The organism is Pseudomonas fluorescens (genome assembly GCF_004683905.1).
Lineage (GTDB): Bacteria > Pseudomonadota > Gammaproteobacteria > Pseudomonadales > Pseudomonadaceae > Aquipseudomonas > Aquipseudomonas putida_A.
In genome coordinates this window covers 4,766,424-4,782,564 of sequence record NZ_CP038438.1, presented here as the reverse complement: position 1 = coordinate 4,782,564, position 16,141 = coordinate 4,766,424, and the positions used below count along the sequence as shown (strand labels likewise).

General features: G+C 61.6%; 12 protein-coding genes. 2 read left to right on the top strand and 10 right to left on the bottom strand.

Features of this window, described 5'->3' with window-relative positions; translation table 11 throughout:
* Positions 1–60 precede the first annotated feature (60 nt).
* The 10 genes from E4T63_RS21985 to E4T63_RS21940 form a co-directional block, all read right to left on the bottom strand.
* Positions 61–3,087 carry a multidrug efflux RND transporter permease subunit gene (locus tag E4T63_RS21985; protein ID WP_135296456.1) on the bottom strand — a complete coding sequence of 1,009 codons (3,027 nt, stop codon included), beginning with the start codon at positions 3,085–3,087 and terminating at the stop codon, positions 61–63.
* Positions 3,088–3,100: 13 nt separating this feature from the next.
* Positions 3,101–4,249 carry an efflux RND transporter periplasmic adaptor subunit gene (locus E4T63_RS21980; RefSeq protein WP_135296455.1) on the bottom strand — a complete coding sequence of 383 codons (1,149 nt, stop codon included), beginning with the start codon at positions 4,247–4,249 and terminating at the stop codon, positions 3,101–3,103.
* 282 nt (positions 4,250–4,531) lie between these two features.
* Positions 4,532–5,632 (bottom strand): DUF1513 domain-containing protein, encoded by a 1,101-nt coding sequence (locus E4T63_RS21975; protein WP_135296454.1) that lies wholly within the window; start codon positions 5,630–5,632, stop codon positions 4,532–4,534.
* 14 nt (positions 5,633–5,646) lie between these two features.
* Positions 5,647–6,711 carry an imelysin family protein gene (locus E4T63_RS21970; RefSeq protein WP_096795126.1) on the bottom strand — a complete coding sequence of 355 codons (1,065 nt, stop codon included), beginning with the start codon at positions 6,709–6,711 and terminating at the stop codon, positions 5,647–5,649.
* 26 nt (positions 6,712–6,737) lie between these two features.
* A complete protein-coding gene (locus E4T63_RS21965; RefSeq protein ID WP_135296453.1) occupies positions 6,738–8,165 on the bottom strand; it encodes a di-heme oxidoredictase family protein in 1,428 nt (475 codons plus the stop codon).
* Positions 8,166–8,441: 276 nt separating this feature from the next.
* Positions 8,442–9,785: an imelysin family protein gene (locus E4T63_RS21960; protein WP_098965338.1), complete on the bottom strand. Its 1,344-nt coding sequence runs from the start codon at positions 9,783–9,785 to the stop codon at positions 8,442–8,444.
* A gap of 139 nt (positions 9,786–9,924) precedes the next feature.
* Positions 9,925–11,976 carry a putative bifunctional diguanylate cyclase/phosphodiesterase gene (locus E4T63_RS21955; RefSeq protein ID WP_096795124.1) on the bottom strand — a complete coding sequence of 684 codons (2,052 nt, stop codon included), beginning with the start codon at positions 11,974–11,976 and terminating at the stop codon, positions 9,925–9,927.
* A gap of 320 nt (positions 11,977–12,296) precedes the next feature.
* The gene (locus E4T63_RS21950; protein ID WP_003227660.1) at positions 12,297–12,893 is read right to left on the bottom strand and encodes a superoxide dismutase; all 597 of its coding nucleotides are present in this window, start codon (positions 12,891–12,893) and stop codon (positions 12,297–12,299) included.
* Positions 12,894–13,069: 176 nt separating this feature from the next.
* Positions 13,070–13,672 carry a LysE/ArgO family amino acid transporter gene (locus E4T63_RS21945; protein WP_134787215.1) on the bottom strand — a complete coding sequence of 201 codons (603 nt, stop codon included), beginning with the start codon at positions 13,670–13,672 and terminating at the stop codon, positions 13,070–13,072.
* Positions 13,673–13,677: 5 nt separating this feature from the next.
* On the bottom strand, positions 13,678–14,079 hold the full coding sequence (locus E4T63_RS21940) for an ACT domain-containing protein (protein WP_027612477.1): 402 nt from the start codon (positions 14,077–14,079) through the stop codon (positions 13,678–13,680).
* A gap of 96 nt (positions 14,080–14,175) precedes the next feature.
* On the opposite strand from E4T63_RS21940, the gene E4T63_RS21935 reads away from it, so the two are divergent.
* The gene (locus E4T63_RS21935; protein ID WP_095136979.1) at positions 14,176–15,069 is read left to right on the top strand and encodes a LysR family transcriptional regulator ArgP; all 894 of its coding nucleotides are present in this window, start codon (positions 14,176–14,178) and stop codon (positions 15,067–15,069) included.
* A gap of 53 nt (positions 15,070–15,122) precedes the next feature.
* Entirely contained in the window at positions 15,123–16,115 is a 993-nt protein-coding gene (locus tag E4T63_RS21930) for an NAD-dependent epimerase/dehydratase family protein (RefSeq protein WP_027612479.1), read from the top strand.
* Positions 16,116–16,141 lie beyond the last annotated feature (26 nt).

Genomic DNA, 16,141 nt, shown 5'->3' with positions numbered 1-16,141 from the left:
TGCTGTTGACTGACCTGACGCTTTCGCGAGCAAGCCCGCTCCCACAAGGGTAAATCGCTGTTATTTCGGATCGGGTTTCGCCAATAGGGTGTAGATGCACGGCAGCACAAACAGCGTAAACAGGGTGCCGATCGACATCCCCGTTGCAATCACGGTGCCGATATCGAACCGGCTCACGGCGCCCGCACCGGTCGCCAGAATCAACGGCACCATGCCGAACACCATCGCCGCCGTGGTCATCAACACCGGGCGCAAGCGGATTGCCGCCGCTTCCTCGACCGCTTCGCGCGCGGTCAGGCCCTTGTCCTTGCGCAGTTGGTTGGCGAACTCGACGATCAGGATCCCGTGCTTGCTGATCAGCCCGATCAGGGTCACCAGTCCGACCTGGGTGTAGATGTTCATGCTCGACCAGCCAAGGAACAGCGGAATCAACGCACCACAGATCGACAGCGGCACCGTCACCAGAATCACCAGCGGATCACGGAAGCTCTCGAACTGCGCCGCCAGCACCAGGAAAATGATCGCCAGCGCCAGGGCGAAGGTTACCCACAGAGCGCTGCCTTCCTGCACGTACTGGCGCGAGGCGCCGCCATAGTCGAAGGCAAACCCGGCAGGCGCTTCTTCCCGGGCGATCTGCAGCACGGTATCGATGGCCTCGCCCATGCTGACCAACGGGAATCCGGAAATCTTCGCCGCGTTGAGTTGCTGGAACTGGTTGAGCTGGCGCGGTCGCGCCCGGTCGCTGACCTTGATCAGCGTCGACAGCGGCAGCAGCTCGCCCTGGGTGTTCTTCACGTAGTAGTTGTTCAGCCAGCCAGGGTTTTCGCGGTACGGTCGTTCGACCTGGGCAATCACTTTGTAACTGCGGCCTTCGATGGTGAAACGGTTGATTTCCGCCTCACCCAGCAGCGTCGCCAGGGTGCCGCCCAGATCCTGCATCGACACGCCCATCTGCGCGGCTTTGGCACGGTCGATATCGACGACCACTTCCGGCTTGTCGAACGCCAGATCGAGGTCGACGAAGGCGAACTTGCCCGACTCCATCGCACGTTTCTTGATCCGGTCGGCCACTTGCAGCAGCAATTCGTAGTCGTTGGCGGTATTGACCACGAATTCGAACGGCAAACCTTCACCGGTGCCAGGCAGGGAGGGCAGGTTGAAGCCGAAAATCTGCAGGCCGGGGATACTCGCCAGTTTGCCTTGGACCTCGGGCAGGATCTGCATCTGCGTGCGGCTGCGCTCGTTCCATGGCTTGAGCAGGAAGCCGCCGATGCCCGCTTGCACACCGTTGTAGCCGTTGATCTGAAACGAGGAGTAGTACTCCGGAAACTCCTTGAAGATCTTGATGAATTCGTCGGTGTAAGTGCTCAGGTAATCGAGGTTGGTCGGCTGGGGGGCCGTGGCCATCATGAAGATGATGCCCTGATCCTCGTCCGGCGCCAGTTCCGACTTGGTGAACTTGAGAAACACCGGGATCAGGCACAACACGATCACCGCGAACACCAGCACCACCGGCCGTGTGTTCAATGTGCCGTGGAGCATGCTCTGGTAGCGGCGCTTGAGACCGTCGAAAATGCGGTCGAGGCGGTGCGCCAGGCCACTGGGGTTTTCTTCGTGGCGCAACAGCAGGGCGCACATCATCGGCGACAGGGTCAGGGCAACGATCCCGGAGATCACCACGGCGCCGGCCAGGGTCAGGGCGAACTCCTTGAACAAGGCCCCGGTCAGCCCGGTGAGGAAGCCGATCGGCGCATACACCGCCGCCAGGGTGATGGTCATCGACACCACCGGCATGGCGATTTCCCGCGCACCTTCCAGCGCGGCCTCCAGCGGCGTCTTGCCTTCCTCGATATGCCGGTGGATGTTCTCCACCACCACAATTGCGTCATCCACCACCAGACCGATGGCCAGCACCATCGCCAGCAGGGTCAGGAGGTTGATCGAGTAGCCCATCATCTGCATGAAGAACATCACGCCGATCATCGACAGCGGGATGGTCACCACCGGGATCACCACCGAGCGCAACGCGCCGAGGAACAGGAACACCACCACAATCACGATCAGCACCGCTTCGAACAGGGTTTTCACCACTTCGTCGATCGAGGCCTGGATGAACTGGGTGGCGTCGTAGGCAATCTCGCTCTTGAGGTTGGGCGGCAATTGCGCTTCCAGCTCCGGCATCAGCTTGCGCACTTCCCGGATCACGTCCAGCGGGTTGGCGCCCGGCGTGGCCTTGATGCCGATGTACACCGACGGCGTGCCGCCGAACGAGCTGATCGAGTCGTAGTTTTCCGCGCCCATCTCGACCCGCGCGACATCACTGAGCAGTACGCGGCTGTCGCCACTGACCTTGAGCGGGATCGCCGCGAAGGCTTCGGCGGACTTCAGTTCGGTGTTGGCGTTGATGCTGGTGACCACGTACTCGCCCTTCACCTCGCCAGCGGCGGAGAGGAAGTTGTACTGGCGCACGGCGTTGGTCACGTCGCTGGCGCTGAGGCCGAAACCGGCGAGCTTCACCGGGTCGAGCCACAGGCGCATGGCGAATACCTGATTACCGAGAATCTCCGCCTCGGCCATGCCCGGCAGGGTCGCCAGTTTCGGCTGGATCACCCGCGACAGGTAGTCGGTGATCTGCGGGTTGCTCAAGTCCTTGCTGAAGAAACTGATGTACATCAGCGCCGAGGCGTCGGCCGATTCCTTGCTCAGCACCGGGTCTTCGGCGTCCTGCGGCAGTTTGTTCTTCACCTCATTGGCCTTGGCCAGCAGTTCGGTGAACAGACGGTCGGTGTTGGACCCGATGCGTGCGTAGATCGAGATCACCGAGAAGTTCTGGCGGCTGACCGAGGTCATGTAGTCGATGCCCTCGGCGCTGGCCAGGCTTTGCTGCATCGGCTGGGTGATGTAGCCCTGAATGGTCTCGGCGTTGGCCCCGGGGTAGGCGGTGGTCACCGTGATCAGGGCGTTTTCCATTTGCGGGTACTGGCGCAGCGGCAGTTTGCTCCAGGCCTGGAAACCCAGCAGCACAATCAGCAGGCTGACCACGGTGGCGAGCACCGGGCGGCGGATGAACGGATCGGTAAAAGCCATGGGGATTCCTTGATCAGTCGGCGCGAGGCGGACTGTTCTGCTCGCCGAGGGGCTTGTCGTCGCTGATGGCAATGTGTGCGCCGTTGTCCAGTTTGATCTGGCCGGCGGTCACCACTTGTTCGCCGCTCTGCACGCCCTTGTTGATCATCACCAGGCCATCGCGGCGCTCACCGGTCTCGATGAAGCGACGTTCGGCGATCAGTACCGGTTGGCCCTTGTCGTCTTTTTCGACGCTGCCGTCCTCGGCCTTTTTCTGCCCGACCACGTACAGCGAGTTGCCGTAGAGGGTGTAGGTGATCGCGCTTTCCGGCACCACGATGTGTTTCTGCGGATCGGGCAGCAACACGTTGAGGCTGGCGAACATCCCCGGCAGCAATTTGCCGTCGGGGTTGGCCAGGGTCGCGCGCACCAGAATATTGCGTGTGGTGCTCTCGACAATCGGGTTGATCGCGCTGATGGCGCCGGGGAAGTTCTGCCCGGGATAGGCCGCGACACCAATCTGCACCGGTTGCCCGATGGCCAGTTTTGGCACCGATTGCTCGGGCACATAGAAGTCGGCGTAGAGGCTGCTCAGATCCTGCAGGGTGGCGATTTTGGTGCCGCTGGCGAGGTAGTCGCCGACATCCACCTGACGGATGCCGATGGTGCCGCTGAATGGCGCGAGGATGCGTTTTTTCGCCAGCGAAGCGTTGAGCTGATTGACCGTGGCCTTGTTCTTTTGCAACACGGCGGAGAGACGGTCGTACTCGCCTTTGGAGATCGCGCGGCTGTCGACCAGTTGGCTGCCGCGACCGAAATCCAGTTGCGCCAGTCCCAGGTCAGCCTTGGCGGTTTCCAGCAGGGCGGTCTCGACCGCGCTGTCGAGCTGCAGCAGCGGTTGCCCGGCCTTGACCTTCTGTCCGGATTCGAACTTGAGTTCGGTGACGGTGCCGGCGACTTCCAGACTCAGCTCGACGCCTTGCAAGGCCTTCAGCGAGCCGACGGTGGGCAAACGCATCTGCCACGGCTGTTCGCTGGCGCGGGCCACGGCGACGCTGATCGGCGGTTTTGGTTTGGAGAAGCCCTGGATCATGGTGTAGATCGAAAAGGCTTTGTACCCGCCCAATACCAGGACGACCAGCAAGACAACACCCAACATGATCAGCATGCGGCGACGCAGCATATTTCCAGTTCCTTGGATAAATCAGGTGAGACAGGCGGGCACATTACTCCGAGTCAGGTGGGGATTCCAACTGGCAGTTATTACAGTGAGGACGGAGTGAGGAAGTCTAAACACTGAACCTGTGGTGAGGGGATTCATCCCCGATGGGTGGCGAAGCCGCCCCAAAACCTGAAACCGCGGTCTGTCAATTGAACCGTGTGCGATGGTTTTGCGACTGCTGCGCAGCCGATCGGGGATAAATCCCCTCGCCACAGGTTATGAGTCGTACTCAGAACAGGTGGGTTATGCGATCAAGTGCAGATGGTTGTCCCAGAGCCCCGCCGGCAATTCCAGCGGTTTGGCCAGCAGCTCATCCTGGCGGCAATCGTAGTAGCGGCAACGGCCCTGACCCGAGGTCACGACGAAGCCATCCTTCACCGCACCAACACCGGCGCAATCGGGCAGCGGCGCGTCGAGACGCACTTCGCCGCTGTCCAGGTCCCAGATGAAGAAGCGATTGCCACGCGGCGCGGTCAGCGCCACCAGCCGCAGATCGCTGTGCACTGCGACGCTGGCGGTGTAATGACCCATCGACTGCAACTGATGCTCTGGCACCGGGAATGCCACGAAGGGCTGGCCCGGACGCTTGATCGCCAACAGCTCGGAGCGCTCATGCGAGGCGCCCATGAACTGCTGGCCGGCGACGATGGTGCCGTCGCTGGCAATGCCCAGGTGACGCACGCTGTTCATCTGCTGCGCAAGGGTTTCCTTGCTCAGCAGGGTGCCATCGCGCTGCATCAGCACCAGGCTCGGTTCCATGGCGTTGAGGTTCATGTCGACGCGGCTTTCGGCCTCGGTGCGGATCCCGCCGTTGGCCACCACCAGGGTTTCGCCATCGGGCATCCACGACACCTGATGCGGGCCGAGGCCATGGGTGGAAATCTCGCCGCTGTGCACCAGCCGCTCGCCTTCGAACTTGTACACCCCGAGCAGGCCACGCCCCGGATCCGTGGTGTCGTTCTCGGTGGCGTACAGGTATTCGCCGTCCTTGTGCACCACGGCGTGACCGTAGAAATGCCGGTTCGGCTGCGACGTCACGGTTTGCAGCAACGTCCCGTCGCGCAGATCGATCAGGTAGCTCTCGGTGCCCGGGCGGCGGGCGACGAACAGCGCGATCGGCAGCGTCGGGTGGTTGATGATGTCGTGGCAGCGCTGGCCGACCTCGGTGGCGAACACCTGCGTACCGTCCAGCCGATAACCGACGGCGTAATGCTTGCCGTCGGTGTCGTCGCGCGCCGAGAGCAACAACGGGCTCTGATCCTTGCGCTTGAACAGCGTCCAGCCGCCCAGTGTCACTGCTCCCAGCAGCAAACTACCTAAAGTCAGAGCCTGGCGTCGCAGCATGGCACTTGCCCTCATCAGTCACCGTCGTTGGCGTTGAAGCCCAGTTGGATGCCCAGCGCCTTGGCCAGTTCGCCTTCGTGCAGGCGATGGACGACGTTGAGGCTGTCGTAGAGATCGTTGAGTTGTTGACGACCGGCGTCGTCCTGGAGCATTTCGGTCAGCGAGCGCTGGCTGCTGTCGAACAGTTTCAGCGACGCGGCGTAAGCGGCGTCGATCTTGTCCGCCAACGGTTTCTGCTCGGCCGGCAGCAGACCGCGCAGGCCTTTGTTGTCGACGCCTTCCCAGACGGTTTTGGCTGCAGCGAGGCTGGCTTCCAGCGCGGTCAGCGACGACTGGCTGCGCCACGCATCAGCCTGGAACGGTTGCGGCACGCCTTTGCTCTGACGGCCCATTGGTGTGCCGAGTTTTTTCTTCAGGGTGTCGAGGGCGGTGACCTGCACACGCAGCAGATCGGCGATCGCTTCGTGGGAGTCGGCGTAGCGCTGGTTGGGGAACTTGCTCATTTGCGCGAGCATGCCGTCGGTGTTGTTCCAGCTCTGCAGAATCTCTTCGGCCAGTTGCTTCTGGCGCTCGCCGATGGCGATCAACAGTGGGCAGTACTTGGCTTTCTGCTCGGCGTTGGCGACGTCCGGTTTTTCATCGAACAGGATGTATTCGTAAGCCGACAGGCCCTGCACCACGACGCTGGATTTGGCCAGGGCGGCGGCGTCGATTTGCGGCTGGGCGACGACCAGTTGCTCGACCTGACGGCCGACGAGGTTTTTCTTGTCCGGCCAGAACTGCACCTGCCACGAACGGTTGCCCTCGGCCAATGGGCCGATCAGCAGCGGTTGCAGCTCGGCCCAGGCTTTCTGCGCGTGCAGGAAGTCGGCGCGAGCGGTTTCCAGGGTTTCCTTGCCCTGGCAGTAGGCGAGGGCGCTGACGGCCAGTTGCTTGTCGGCTTCGACCCAACGGGTGTAGGTCGGCAGGATCACCGATTTGGCGATGGCCGCCGACGTGACTGCTTGCGGGTCCTGCGGCGAGCAGGCGCCGAGGGCGAGTGCGGCAAGGCTGGTGAACAACAACTTGGGACGGAACATGTCGGGCTCCCGATTCTTTTAAGTGTTTAAAGTGAGTTCAAGAACGCCAGCAGCGCAGCACGCTGCTCGGCGTTGAAAGACAAAACCTGTTGCTGCGCCTGCTGCGCTTCGCCGCCATGCCAGAGCACGGCTTCGAGCAGGTTGCGGGCGCGGCCGTCATGCAGAAACTGGGTGTGACCACTGACTGCCTGCGTCAGGCCAATGCCCCACAACGGCGGGGTGCGCCAGTCGCGGCCGGAGGCCTGGAATTCAGTGCGGTTGTCGGCCAGACCGTCGCCCATGTCATGCAGCAGCAGATCGCTGTACGGGCGAATCACTTGATTGGCCAGTTCAGGTTCGGCGGCGTTGGCGGCGGTGGTGTATTTCGGCGTGTGGCAGGACTGGCAACCGGCCTGGAAGAACAGATTCTTGCCAGCCAGCACTTGTTGGTCGTTGACGCCACGACGTGCCGGCACTGCGAGGTTGCGTGTGTAGAACAGCACCAGACGCAGGATGTTGTCGCTGACTTCCGGCTCGCCGTCCGGGCCATTGCCGTTCGGCGCCTGCTTGCACGCGGTTTGCGCGTCGGTGCAGTCATCGAAGGGTCTCAGGCTGGTGGTGAGGCCCATGTCTCCGGAAAACGCGTGGACATTCTGCTGATTGAGATTCGGTTGCCCGGCTTTCCAGCCAAAACGGCCGGCCACGGTTTTCTGTAACTCATCGTCCCAGACCCGATTTACGCGACCCTTAATGCCGTTGTTCTCTTTGGCCTGTGCGGCGGCGTTGGCGAGGATCGCTTCTTCGGGAATGGCTTCGAGCAGGCCGAGGCCGATCATCGGCGGTGCGACGCGGGCCGAGAAACGCGTGTCCGGGTGCATCGGGCCGTAGCCCAACTGAGTGAATTGCAGAACCGGTTTGCGCAGCTCCACTTCGGTGCCGTCCTTGAAACGAATCGGCACCGGGGTGTACTCGACGCGCACCTTGCCTTCCGGGGTGACCCCGGGCACGGCCATGTCCTGGAACTGGCCGCCGTAGACCGGCTCGGGCACCACGCCGACTTGCTCGATGACTTTGGCATAGGCCGGCGAATCGGGAATCGACAGACGCACCAGCATCGACACCGCGTTCGCCGCATCCGGCGTTGGCGGGTGTCCACGACCATCCTTGATGTGGCAGTTCTGGCAGGCGTTGGTGTTGAACAGCGGGCCGAGGCCATCGCGCGCGGTGGTGGTCGACGGGGCGATCACCCACGGACTGCGGAAGAAGCTGTTGCCGACACTGAAGTCGACCCGGCGCGACGGCGGCAGATTGGCCGAAGGCAGGGAGAACGCATTCTGATCGGTCTTGCGCACAGTCGCCGCTCCGCCCGAACGCGCTTCACCCGGCTCAGCCTTGGTAAAACGCGGGGCGTCATCGCAGGCACTCAGGCCCAGGGCCAGAAACAGTGCGGACAAGCGAAGCGGCAGCGAGGGCATCAGACATCCTGCGGACGGGCGAAAACAAAGGCGCAAAGTCTAACAGGGCGAGTGAGTTTGAATAAGAGGAATTATCGTTTGCTTGATATGGCGCAGTGATTTGGAGAAACGCAGTCCCCCTGTGGGAGCGGGCTTGCTCGCGAAAGCGGTGTGTCAGTCAATTCATCTGTGTCTGCCCCAGCGCTTTCGCGAGCAAGCCCGCTCCCACAGGGTTTTGTGTACGGCAGGCATGAAAAAGGCGACCCGCAGGTCGCCTTCTTGTGCAGCCAGCGTTGATCAGAACTCGTGATCAGCGTTGTCCGGGTTCAGGTCGCTGATGCCCAGTTTGCCGGCAGCGGCTTCGATCGAACCGGTCTGCTTGACCAGCGCAGCGATGGCGTCACGCACGATCTGGTTGCCGGCGGTGTTGCCCGCAGCGATCAACTGGTCGTAGTGCTCACCCTTGTTGGCGTGATCGACCATGACCTGGATTTTCGCTTCGGTAGCGGCCAGATCGGCTTTCAGCGCGGTGTCGGCAGCCGCGTCGGCCTTGGCCACCAGCGACGACAGGCTGGCACCGGTCATTTTGGTGCCATCGGTGCGGGTGTATTCGCCCAGGTACACGTTACGAATGCCTTTGGCATCGTAGAAGTGCGAGTTGTGGGTGTTGTCGCTGAAGCAATCCTGTTCGTCTTCCGGGGAGTTGGCTTCCAGGGACACCTTCATGCGCTCGCCCGCCAGTTCGCCCAGGGACAGGCTGCCCATGCCGAAGAGCATTTTGCGCAGGCCGCTTTCAGCCGGCTCGGCTTCCAGAGTGGCGCGGTAGTTGTCAGCCACGTTCGGCTTCCAGTTGCCGACCATTTCTTCCAGGTCGCTGACCAGCAGTTGGGTCACGGCTTTGAGGTAGGCACGGCGACGATCATTGTGACCGCCGGTGGCGCCAGCGCCTTCCAGGTAGTCCGACGCCGGACGGTTGCCGGCGCCCGGGCCGGTGCCGTTCAGATCCTGGCCCCAGAGCAGGAATTCGATCGCGTGGTAGCCGGTGGCGACGTTGGCTTCGGAACCGCCCAGCTCGTTGAGGCTGGCGAGTTTTTCCGGGGTGATGTCTTTCACATCGACCTTGTCTTCGCCGACCTGCACTTCAGTGTTGGCGATGATGTTGGCGGTGGCGCCCGGGTTGCCCAGCGCATGCTCGTAGGATTTGTCGACATAGTCGATCAGGCCTTCGTCCAGCGGCCAGGCGTTCACCTGACCTTCCCAGTCGTCGATGATGGTGTTGCCGAAGCGGAACACTTCGCTCTGCAGGTAAGGCACGCGCGCAGCGACCCAGGCAGCCTTGGCGGCTTTCAGGGTATCGGCGTTCGGCTTGGCGAGGAACGCGTCGACCGCGGTTTGCAGGGTTTTCGCAGTGGATTCGGCATCGCTGTAGACGGCGAAGACCATGTCGGCGTAATGCGCGACCACAGCCTTGGCGGCGGCTTCATCGACTTTACCGGCAGCGGCAGGTGCTGGAGCGGCGGCGGTGCTGGCGGCCGGCGTCGGCGCGGCCGGGGCGGCAGCCTTGTCTTTGCCTTCGCCGCAACCGGCGAGAGAAATAGCGATGGCCAGCAGACTGGCGGTAGCCAGAGGCATACGAATCATGGCGAACATCCTGCTTCGGTAATGGAATGGACAGGGCGCGGGGGTGCGCAAAGCTGCGACATAATGCAAATCTTTCGCATTATGTGTAAAGGGCTGTGGCTGGAAATATTTCTTATTTAGCCGGTTGTTATGCGCGGCATCAAAGGATCGCCGCGTTGCTACGCTGCGCCTGTTTGAGGTAGGCCGTCAGTTCCCGGGCAGGCAGCGGTTTGCTGTAGTGGTAACCCTGACCTTCGTGACAGCCTTCGGAGATGATGTAGGACTCCTGCTCGGCAGTTTCCACGCCTTCGGCGATCACCTGCATGCCCAGGCTCTTGCCCAGTTGAATGATCGCGCGAACGATGGTCGCATCATCGTCGTCATCCAGCAGATCCTGAACGAAGCTCTTGTCGATCTTGATCTTGTCCAGCGGCAGGCTTTTCAGGTAACTCAGTGATGAGTAGCCGGTGCCGAAGTCGTCGATGGCGATCAGCGCGCCGGAGCGGCGCAGGCTCAGCAGATGCTGGGCGGCGGTGCTGATGTCTTCCATCAGGCCGGTTTCGGTGACTTCCAGTTCGAGGCTGCGCGGCGGCAGGCGGTAGATCTGCAGCAGGTTGTTGACCACTCGCGGCAACTCGGCGTGGTGCAGTTGCACGGTGGACAGGTTGACCGCCATGCGCAGATCGACAAAGCCCTGATCGTGCCATTCGCGCAATTGCTTGCAGGCCTGATCCAGCACCCACTCGCCGATGGCGATGATCGTGCCGTTCTGTTCGGCCAGCGGAATGAACAGGTCCGGCGGCACCAGACCGTGTTCCGGATGCTGCCAGCGAATCAGCGCTTCTACCCCGACCACGCGGTGATCGCGGTAGCTGATCTGCGGCTGATAGACGAGGTAGAACTGGTCGCGAATCAGTGCGTCGCGCAGGTCTTTTTCCAGTTCGCGACGCCGGCGCATCTCGCTGTCGACACTGGCGATGTAGAACTGATAGCGGTTGCGCGAGCGGGTCTTGGCCAGCGTCATGGTCTGCTCGGCCTTCTGCAACAGCTTCTCGGTGCTGTCGCCGTCCTCGGGGAACAGGGTGATGCCGATGGTCGCGCGCAGGCGGATTTCCTGATGGTCGAGGGCGAACGCCGCTTCCAGATCATCGAGGATGCTCTGCGCCAGCTCTGCCGCTTCATAAGGTTGTTCGATATCGGCCTGCACCAGCGCGAACTGGTCGCCACCCAGACGGGCGAGGGCGCCGAGGCGACCGCTGTGGGCGCGCAGGCGGTCGGCCAGCGCCAGCAGCAACTGGTCGCCGGTCTGGTAGCTGAACTGCTCGTTGATTCCTTTGAAATCATCCAGCCCCACACACAACACCGCGACCCGGCGTTGCAGCTTGCCGGCGTCGACCAGAATCTTGTCCAGTTGCTGCTGCAATTGCTGGCGGTTCGGCAGGCCGGTGAGGAAGTCGTACTGGGCCATGCGCAGCAGGCTGTTTTCCGCTTCGTGGCGCAGATGGGTGTTGCGTTCTATCGATTCGAGCAACTGGTTGGCGGTGTTGATCCAGATGCCGAGTTCATTTTTTTCGTGACCCTTGAGCTGTGGAATCTTGTGCTCGCTGGGGCGATCGGGATTGATTTCGGTCAGGTGCTCGATGATCCGCGACAGCGGCTTGGTCAGCAGCCAGTGATAAACCAGATACAACACCAGGCCCATGGCCAGGGCGCGCAACACGCCGGAAATGAAAATAATCACCGAACTGACGATGAAACTCTCGCCATAGGTGGCGGTGTCGAGGGTGATGCTCAGGTCGCCGTAATACTCGCTGTAGGGACCGCGACCGACCAATTGAGTGGTGAAGGTGCGTTCCTGACCGAGTATCAGATCAGTCAGCCAACGGCTGTTGGAGTGCTGCAATTCACGGGACTTCTGCGCGAGCATCGCCTCGTTGGGATGGCCGATGGAAGCCTGGCGCACGGCGTCGTCCTGGAACAGGCCTTCGATCACCTGCATGCCCATTTCCCGGTCCAGGCTGTAGACCGCCTGAGTCGAGGGATCACGGAACATGTCGAGGATGCGCTGAGCGTCGCCGGCCACCGCCTGGCGGGTTTTATAGGCATCGAAAACAATCTGGGCGCAGCTCAAGACCACGCCGACGATCAATGCCGAAAGGAGCACGACCCGGAGCAACTTCACCGACAAGCTGTTCTTGAGTTCCAGCTTCAAAGGGTTATTCCTTGTTCCGTGCGGGTAGCGTCAAGTTGCCATGAGTATTGGCAATCCCGTGTTGGCAGTCAAAGGGACAATCAAGCCCCGGAACATTTGCCCGTGGCCTTGGCCGAAATGCTGCTGTCTGGAGTCTCAGCTCTATTTGTACTGTGTCGGTAGTTTCGGCCCTCAACTTGAGCAGTCTGGAACAAATTTTCGCTGATTTGATGGTAGCCCGCTGTGCTGCACCGGCAAGCGGCCGGAGCCATCGTTCATCGTGAAAAAAAGCAGGCATAAAAAAACCCGGCCGTAGCCGGGTTTTTTGTCTGGCGCGCAGCTTAAGCGGTGAAGGTTTTGCCTTCGAACTGCTCAGCGACGAACTTCCAGTTGACCAGGTTCCAGAACGCCTCAACGTACTTCGGACGCAGGTTGCGGTAGTCGATGTAGTAAGCGTGTTCCCAGACGTCGCAGGTCAGTAGCGGGGTGTCGCCGCTGGTCAGCGGGTTGCCGGCGCCGATGGTGCTGGCCAGGGCCAGGGAACCGTCAGCCTTTTTCACCAGCCAGCCCCAGCCGGAACCGAAGGTGCCGATCGAGGTTTTGCTGAACTCTTCCTTGAACTTGTCGAACGAACCGAAAGCCGCGTTGATGGCTTCAGCCAGTGCGCCGGTTGGTTGACCGCCGGCGTTTGGCGCCAGGCAGTTCCAGTAGAAAGTGTGGTTCCAGACCTGAGCGGCGTTGTTGAAGATGCCGCCCGAGGAAGTCTTGACGATCTCTTCCAGGGTCTTGCCTTCGAACTCGGTGCCTGGCACCAGGTTGTTCAGGTTCACGACATAGGTGTTGTGGTGCTTGTCGTGGTGAAATTCCAGGGTTTCCTTGGAAATGTGCGGCTGCAGGGCATCGTGTGCGTAAGGCAGCGGCGGCAATTCGAAAGCCATGATGATTCTCCTAATCAGGTCTGTTGCGGTGAGCGCAAGGCCGATCACGGGCGGCCAGAAATGCACCGACGAGTTTTTACTCTTTGCGGCGCAGGGTTCGGATCATAGCACCGGGGTCAAGGCTTAACCACGCAACAACTGTGTGGGATAGAGGTTCCAGAGCCGTTTGGAATAAATCACTGCGCCAATATCAATTGCCCTGCCACCGTGAACATCATCACTGCCACCAGAAGATCGAGAATCCGCCAGGTACTCGGCCGAGCCAGCCACGGCGCGAGCCATGCGGCACCGAGGGCGAGGGTGAAAAACCATAGCAGCGAGGCACTGGCAGCGCCCACTACATAAGCGCCCGGCACTGACTGTTGCGCACCGAGCGAGCCGATCAGCAACACCGTGTCCAGATAAACGTGCGGGTTGAGCAGTGTCACTGCCAGCGCGCTGAGCATCACCGCGCGCAACGAGCGTACGGTGTGGTTTTCACCCTGATCCAGACTCTGTTTCGAGAACGCCCGGCGCAGCGCCTGGCTGCCGTACCAGATCAGAAAAATTGCGCCGCCCCAGCGTGCCACCGCGAGCAATGTCGGGTTCTGCGCCAACACGGTCGCCAGACCAAACACCCCGGCCGCCACCAGCAGCGCATCGCACGCCACACACAACGCCGCCACCGGCAGGTGATGTTCACGGCGCAGGCTCTGCGCCAGGACAAAAGCGTTCTGCGTACCGATCGCCATGATCAGCCCCAAGGCCACCAGCAGGCCGTTCACATAGCTTTGCCACATAAGAGTTACTCCGCGTTGGCTGCGAGATCGCGCAGCACGTGCATGGCGCGCTCGGCGTCGGCCTGACCGACAAACAAATGGTCGTGGTAATAACCGGCGATCACGTTGCAACTGATTCCGGCCTTGCCCAGCGCGCTGGCGAACGCGGCGGTGAGGCCAACGGCTTCGAGCGCCGAATGCACATTGAGGGTGATCCACGCCGCCACATAATCAAAAGCGAACCCGGCACGTTCGGCCTGGGAGCGCTCCAGAATCACGGTCAGGCCTTCCTGCTCGCGGAAGCTGCCGACAATCTCCACACCGCTCGGCAACTGGCCGTCACGCAGGGTGCAAAACACATATTCGCCGGCGTTGAGCTGCGGGCTCATGCTGCGCAGCAGAGTTGTGAGTGAGGTTTCGCCAGCCATTGCTGTGTTCCTTGATAAAGAGTGCTTGCTGGCTATTCTCCGGTCGAAAGCGGTATAAGAAAAACCAATAGTGCTGATCGCTCATTAGGAAAACTGATGTTCGACTACAAATTACTTTCCGCGCTGGCCGCCGTGGTCGAGCAGGCTGGATTCGAGCGCGCCGCGCAGGTGCTGGGCTTGTCGCAATCGGCGATTTCCCAGCGGATCAAACTGCTGGAAGCGCGGGTCGGCCAACCGGTGCTGGTACGCGGCACGCCGCCATCGCCGACCGAGATTGGCCGGCGGCTGCTCAACCATGTGCAGCAGGTGCGCCTGCTCGAACGTGACTTGCAGACCCTGGTGCCAGCGCTCGACGAAGAAGGCCTGCCGGAGCGTCTGCGCATCGCTATCAACGCCGACAGCCTCGCCACCTGGTGGGCCGAGGCCGTGGGCGATTTCTGCGCCGAGCAGCATTTATTGCTGGATCTGGTGGTGGAAGATCAGACCGTCGGCCTCAAGCGCATGCGTGCCGGGGAAGTGGCGGCGTGTGTCTGCGCCAGCGAGCGCCCGGTGGCCGGTGCGCGTAGCGTGTTGCTCGGGGCGATGCGCTATCGGGCGCTGGCCAGTCCGGCGTTTATCGAGCGGCATTTCCCCGACGGGGTGCGCGCCGAGCAGCTGCCGCGCACCCCGGCGCTGGTGTTCGGCCCGGACGATTTTCTCCAGCATCGCTACCTCGCATCGCTTGGTGTCGACGGTGGTTTCGAGCACCACTTGTGCCCGTCCTCCGAAGGTTTTGTGCGTCTGACCGAAGCCGGGTTCGGTTGGGGCCTGGTGCCGGAACTGCAAGTGCGTGATCAGCTGCAACGCGGCGTATTGCGCGAACTGTTGCCAGATAAACCGATCGATGTGCCGTTGTACTGGCATCATTGGCGCAATGGCGGTCAGCTGCTGGCCTTGCTGACCGAGCAATTGCTACGTTCTTCACCGCGCTGGCTGGTGCCCTTGGGCTGACGGTCAGCGTCAAGAAAGACGTATCAGGTAAACGAAAGACATCGGAGCGTTACATGAAAATTCTGGTCACCGGCGCAAGCGGCTTCATTGGCGGACGCTTTGCGCGTTTCGCTTTGGAGCAGGGCCTGGACGTGCGGGTCAACGGTCGCCGGGCCGAGAGCGTCGAGCATCTGGTGCGCCGTGGCGCCGAGTTCGTCCCGGGCGATCTCACCGATGCGGATCTGGTGCGCGAACTCTGCGCCGACGTCGAAGCCGTGGTGCACTGTGCCGGTGCCGTCGGCTTGTGGGGGCGCTATCAGGACTTTCATCAGGGCAACGTGCAGGTCACCGAAAACGTCGTCGAAGCCTGCCTCAAGCAGCGCGTGCGGCGGCTGGTGCATCTGTCGTCGCCGTCGATCTACTTCGATGGCCGCGATCATCTCGGCCTGACTGAAGAGCAAGTGCCCAAGCGCTTCAAACATCACTACGCGGCGACCAAATACCTGGCCGAGCAAAAGGTCTTTGGCGCACAGGAATTCGGTCTGGAAACCATCGCCCTGCGCCCGCGTTTCGTCACTGGCGCCGGCGACATGAGCATTTTCCCGCGCCTGCTGAACATGCAGCGTAAGGGGCGTCTGGCGATCATTGGCGACGGTCTGAACAAGGTCGATTTCACCAGCGTGCAGAACCTCAACGAAGCGCTGCTCAGCAGCCTGCTGGCGGCCGGTTCCGCGTTGGGCAAGGCCTACAACATCAGCAATGGCGCGCCGGTGCCGCTGTGGGATGTGGTCAATTATGTGATGCGCAAGATGGAAGTGCCGCAGGTCAGCAAATACCGCTCGTACGGTCTGGCCTACAGCGTTGCTGCGCTCAACGAAGGCGTGTGCAAACTCTGGCCGGGACGCCCGGAGCCGACCCTGTCGCGGCTGGGCATGCAGGTCATGAAGAAAAATTTCACCCTCGACATCAGCCGCGCCCGGCATTATCTGGACTACGATCCGAAAGTCAGCCTGTGGTCGGCCCTCGACGAGTTCTGTGGCTGGTGGAAAGCTCAGGACATCCGTTGATACAAGTCGCCCGGCCGGCAATGAAC

Excerpts from the sequence above, each read along its gene's own strand:
- E4T63_RS21960 (WP_098965338.1), bottom strand. The coding sequence starts at position 9,785 with ATGATTCGTATGCCTCTGGCTACCGCCAGTCTGCTGGCCATCGCTATT.
- E4T63_RS21980 (WP_135296455.1), bottom strand. The coding sequence starts at position 4,249 with ATGCTGCGTCGCCGCATGCTGATCATGTTGGGTGTTGTCTTGCTGGTC.
- E4T63_RS21935 (WP_095136979.1), top strand. The coding sequence starts at position 14,176 with ATGTTCGACTACAAATTACTTTCCGCGCTGGCCGCCGTGGTCGAGCAG.
- E4T63_RS21975 (WP_135296454.1), bottom strand. The coding sequence starts at position 5,632 with ATGCTGCGACGCCAGGCTCTGACTTTAGGTAGTTTGCTGCTGGGAGCA.
- E4T63_RS21940 (WP_027612477.1), bottom strand. The coding sequence starts at position 14,079 with ATGGCTGGCGAAACCTCACTCACAACTCTGCTGCGCAGCATGAGCCCG.
- E4T63_RS21930 (WP_027612479.1), top strand. The coding sequence starts at position 15,123 with ATGAAAATTCTGGTCACCGGCGCAAGCGGCTTCATTGGCGGACGCTTT.
- E4T63_RS21985 (WP_135296456.1), bottom strand. The coding sequence starts at position 3,087 with ATGGCTTTTACCGATCCGTTCATCCGCCGCCCGGTGCTCGCCACCGTG.
- E4T63_RS21970 (WP_096795126.1), bottom strand. The coding sequence starts at position 6,711 with ATGTTCCGTCCCAAGTTGTTGTTCACCAGCCTTGCCGCACTCGCCCTC.
- E4T63_RS21945 (WP_134787215.1), bottom strand. The coding sequence starts at position 13,672 with ATGTGGCAAAGCTATGTGAACGGCCTGCTGGTGGCCTTGGGGCTGATC.
- E4T63_RS21950 (WP_003227660.1), bottom strand. The coding sequence starts at position 12,893 with ATGGCTTTCGAATTGCCGCCGCTGCCTTACGCACACGATGCCCTGCAG.
- E4T63_RS21965 (WP_135296453.1), bottom strand. The coding sequence starts at position 8,165 with ATGCCCTCGCTGCCGCTTCGCTTGTCCGCACTGTTTCTGGCCCTGGGC.